Genomic DNA, 4,902 nt, shown 5'->3' on the forward strand with positions numbered 1-4,902 from the left:
CCACAGTTTGGCCTCTCTGGCACTGTTTATCAGTCAGCATTGAATGAGAAATATGGCAAGGAGAGCCAAGTTTCCAAGGATGTTCACTCCCTTATTCTTTGAATAAATAGCATAAGAGGGAGGAACCGCAATGAGAGGAAAAAGTCGTGCTTGAAGCCTACCGTAAACACGTCGAAGAGCGTGCTGCTGAAGGAGTTGTTCCAAAACCACTAGACGCTGAGCAAGTTGCTGGCCTAGTTGAACTCCTCAAAACCCCACCTCAAGGTGAAGAAGCATTTATTCTTGACCTACTAGAGAATCGTATCCCACCAGGTGTTGATGAAGCTGCGTATGTAAAAGCAGGTTTCCTTACAGCTATTACTAAGGGTGAAGTGGAATCGCCGCTAGTGAGTCGTGAAAAAGCAGCACAGCTACTTGGTACAATGCAGGGCGGTTACAACATCGCTCCACTTGTTGATTTGCTAGATGATAACGCTCTAGCCCCTATCGCTGTTACAGCACTATCGCATACACTACTGATGTTTGATGCTTTCTACGACGTAGAAGAGAAAGCAAAAGCTGGCAATGAATATGCTAAGCAAGCTCTTCAGTCGTGGGCGGATGCTGAGTGGTTTACCTCGAAAGAGAAAGTCGCTGAAAAAATCACGGTTAAAGTATTTAAAGTGACTGGTGAAACTAACACCGATGACTTGTCTCCAGCACCTGATGCATGGTCTCGTCCTGACATTCCTGTTCACGCGAAAGCAATGCTTAAGATGGAGCGTGACGGCATCAACCCTGATGAAGCCGGTAGTGTTGGTCCGATCAAACAGATCGAAGAGCTACAAAAAGACGGTATTCCACTCGCCTATGTAGGTGACGTTGTAGGTACAGGTTCTTCACGTAAGTCTGCGACTAACTCAGTGCTTTGGTTTATGGGTGAAGACATTCCTTACGTACCAAACAAACGCACCGGTGGTATCTGTCTAGGTGGTAAGATCGCGCCTATTTTCTATAACACAATGGAAGATTCTGGTGCATTGCCAATCGAGCTCAACGTTCAAGACATGAACATGGGTGATGTGATTGATATCTACCCATATGAAGGCGTTGTACGTAAAGACGGTGCAGAAATTTCAAGCTTCGAGCTAAGCAAAGTACTGCTTGATGAAGTTCGAGCTGGTGGTCGTATCCCACTTATCATCGGTCGTGGCTTAACAAGTCGTGCACGTACTTCTTTAGGTCTAGGAGAGACTGACTTATTCGCAAAACCTGTTGACCCTTCAGCTTCTGATAAAGGCTACACGCTTGCACAGAAGATGGTTGGTAAAGCATGTGGCGTTGAAGGTGTTCGTGCAGGCCAATACTGTGAGCCTAAAATGACAACGGTAGGTTCTCAGGATACCACGGGTCCTATGACGCGTGATGAACTAAAAGATTTAGCGTGTCTTGGCTTCTCGGCAGATTTAGTGATGCAGTCATTCTGTCACACTTCTGCTTATCCAAAACCCGTTGATGTGAACACTCACCACACGCTACCTGACTTCATTATGAACCGTGGTGGTGTGTCACTGCGTCCTGGCGATGGTGTTATTCACTCATGGCTGAACCGTATGCTTCTTCCTGATACGGTAGGTACAGGTGGTGACTCTCATACTCGTTTCCCACTAGGTATTTCATTCCCTGCAGGTTCTGGCCTGGTTGCCTTTGCTGCAGCAACAGGTGTTATGCCACTTGACATGCCAGAATCAATTTTGGTTCGCTTTAAAGGTGAAATGCAACCAGGTATCACGCTACGTGACTTGGTGCATGCCATCCCTTACTACGCAATTCAGCAAGGCCTATTAACGGTCGAGAAAGCAGGTAAGATCAACGAATTCTCTGGTCGCGTGCTGGAAATTGAAGGTGTTGAGCACTTAACTGTTGAGCAAGCGTTTGAGCTTTCAGATGCATCAGCAGAGCGTTCAGCAGCAGGTTGTACGGTTAAGCTATCTCAAGAGTCTATCGAAGAGTACCTAAACTCGAACATCACCATGCTTAAGTGGATGATCTCGGAAGGTTACGGTGACCGCCGTACTATCGAGCGCCGTATCACAGCGATGCAAGAGTGGCTAGCGAACCCTGAGTTGATGGAAGCGGATACGGACGCAGAGTACGCGCACGTGATTGAAATTGACTTGGCAGAAATCGATCAGCCAATTCTATGTGCACCAAACGATCCAGATGACGCACGTCTGCTATCTGAAGTTCAAGGTACAAATATTGATGAAGTGTTCATCGGTTCATGTATGACGAACATTGGTCACTTCCGTGCTGCAGGTAAACTGTTAGAGCAATATGGTGGTCAGCTTGATACTCGTCTGTGGGTTGCTCCACCGACTAAGATGGACCGTGATCAGCTCACTGAAGAAGGCTATTACGGTATTTATGGTCGTGCAGGTGTTCGTATTGAAACTCCTGGCTGTTCACTATGTATGGGTAACCAGGCGCGCGTTGCTGATAAAGCGACAGTAATGTCTACCTCAACACGTAACTTCCCGAACCGTCTAGGTACTGGTGCAAACGTGTACCTCGCATCCGCTGAGCTGTCAGCAGTAGGTGCTATTCTAGGTAAGATTCCGACTAAGGAAGAGTACTTAGAATATGCTAAGCAGATCGATGCGACAGCCGCTGATACTTACCGTTACTTGAACTTCCATACTATGGAACAGTACACCAACAAGGCTGACAAGGTTATCTTTCAAGAACCCGCTTAGGTCTTGAAGGCTTATTAGCTATTATGCGAGCGCCCACCACTTGGTGGGCGCTTTTTTTGTGGGGGCGCGAACGGACTTCGTCCTATGGAGAGCGGGAGCTCTTCGCTTTTGGAAAACGAGAACGGTATTCGCACTTCGGGAGGTAGGACTACTGATTTATCAAAAGCGGTTTACAGCATCGGTTCTCCAAGGGGATAAAATCTTCTCTCAATCCCGCATCCCGCATCCCGCATCCCAAATCTCGACCCTCGATTCCTGACCCTGTATACTCCCCGGCCATTAAGTCAGAGTTAAACACATCCGCAAGAGGTGCCCTATGGAATTTGAGTTTATTAGAAACACATTGATGGGTGAATACTACGTAAAGTCCAGTATGGGGCATGAAATTGTTGCGCGTTGGCTACAAGAAGAAGTCGGCAAAGATTGGCAGAAAATCGAGCGAGTTGAGCAGTTAGTTCGCTGTGCTCGAGCGAATCCTCAACAAGAAAATCTTCTTGAAGGAACAGAAATTTCGCTAACAATTCAAGGTGATGAAGTGACGGTTCAGGAAAACGTTCTGGCTCATGGACAAGAAATGGAAGCCGATAGCGAGTTTGATTTCTATAACAGTGAAAGCCTTGCAAACTGTGGTATCGACGACTTTGAAGATCTTATTATGCAATGGAAAAGTTTCCTAACGACGAAATAATGCACTGCTATGGTGAGCTATTCTAAGCTTGCTTCAAGATTGTGAATAAGGCGCACCCATTTGGTGCGCCTTATTCGTTTGTAACACTCCAATTATGTGTTGTTATCAATTAAATCAATAGGTTAATAAGTTGGCACGTACCTTGGATTACCTATAAGCAAAAGGATGACAGCTTCAGAGAGGATGCGATGAAACTTATTAATGCGATTATCAAACCATTTAAATTAGATGATGTACGTGAGGCCCTAGCCGATGTTGGTATCGAAGGGATGACAGTATCAGAGGTCAAAGGTTTTGGCCGTCAGAAAGGTCACACTGAGCTATACCGTGGTGCTGAGTACCAAGTTGACTTCTTGCCGAAGGTAAAACTTGAAATAGCGACTCAGGCAGAAAACGTTGACCGAGTGATTGAGGCAGTTTCAAAAGCTGCGCACACTGGAAAGATCGGTGACGGCAAAATTTTCGTGTATGACCTTAGCCAAGCGGTACGTATCCGTACTGGCGAAATGGACACTGAAGCACTTTAAGAATTCAAAGGATTGGAGACAATAAAGATGGAATTAACAACTACAGTAACAGAATTACGTTACGCACTAGACACCTTTTTCTTTCTCATTTCGGGTGCGTTAGTTATGTGGATGGCGGCAGGTTTTGCCATGCTAGAAGCAGGTCTAGTTCGTTCTAAAAACACTACGGAAATATTAACTAAAAACTTCTGTCTGTACGCGATTGCTTGTACCACATTCTTAGTTGTGGGTTACAACATCATGTATGTAGATAACAGTGAAGGCGGTTGGCTACCATCATTGGGTGCGCTGATTGGTACCCAAGGTGAGGGGGCTGATCACTCGCTAGAGTCTGACTTCTTCTTCCAAGTTGTGTTTGTTGCAACAGCAATGTCTGTAGTATCTGGTGCCGTGGCAGAGCGTATGAAGCTTTGGTCTTTCTTAATATTTGCCGTAGTGCTAACAGCGTTCATCTACCCAGTAGAAGGTTACTGGACTTGGGGCGGTGGTTTCCTTTCAGAAGCTGGCTTCAGTGACTTCGCGGGTTCAGGTATCGTTCACATGGCAGGTGCAGCAGCAGCTCTAGCAGGTGTTCTACTACTAGGCGCTCGTAAAGGCAAATACGGTAAAAACGGTGAAATCTACCCAATTCCTGGTTCAAACATGCCTCTAGCGACATTAGGTACGTTCATTCTATGGTTCGGTTGGTTCGGCTTCAACGGTGGTTCTCAGCTAATGGTTTCTGACTTCGAGAACGCAACAGCAGTAGGTCAAATCTTCCTAAACACCAATGCAGCAGCAGCAGCTGGTGCAATCGCAGCGCTTCTTGTTTGTAAGACGACTTGGGGTAAAGCAGATTTAACTATGATTCTTAATGGTGCATTAGCTGGTCTTGTCGCTATCACTGCGGACCCTCTATCACCATCACCACTAGCGGCAGTAAGCGTAGGTGCGGTTTCAGGTGCACTAGTCG

At 46.2% G+C, this 4,902-nt stretch carries 4 protein-coding genes; all 4 read left to right on the forward strand.

What is annotated here, in order from left to right:
• The first annotated feature begins 146 nt into the window (after window positions 1–146).
• Window positions 147–2,735: a bifunctional aconitate hydratase 2/2-methylisocitrate dehydratase gene (acnB, locus tag QTO00_RS14840; RefSeq protein ID WP_331425487.1), complete on the forward strand. Its 2,589-nt coding sequence runs from the start codon at window positions 147–149 to the stop codon at window positions 2,733–2,735.
• Window positions 2,736–3,051: 316 nt separating this feature from the next.
• Window positions 3,052–3,423, forward strand: coding sequence for a YacL family protein (locus tag QTO00_RS14845; protein ID WP_038206253.1), 372 nt, complete (start codon window positions 3,052–3,054; stop codon window positions 3,421–3,423).
• A gap of 188 nt (window positions 3,424–3,611) precedes the next feature.
• Window positions 3,612–3,950, forward strand: a complete 339-nt coding sequence (gene glnK / locus QTO00_RS14850) for a P-II family nitrogen regulator (RefSeq protein WP_038206256.1) — start codon at window positions 3,612–3,614, stop codon at window positions 3,948–3,950.
• A 27-nt stretch (window positions 3,951–3,977) separates the two neighbouring features.
• On the forward strand, window positions 3,978–4,902 hold a 925-nt coding region (locus tag QTO00_RS14855; RefSeq protein ID WP_331425488.1), incomplete at its 3' end, for an ammonium transporter.

This window comes from Vibrio sp. M260118, from assembly GCF_036533755.1.
Taxonomy (GTDB): Bacteria; Pseudomonadota; Gammaproteobacteria; order Enterobacterales; family Vibrionaceae; genus Vibrio.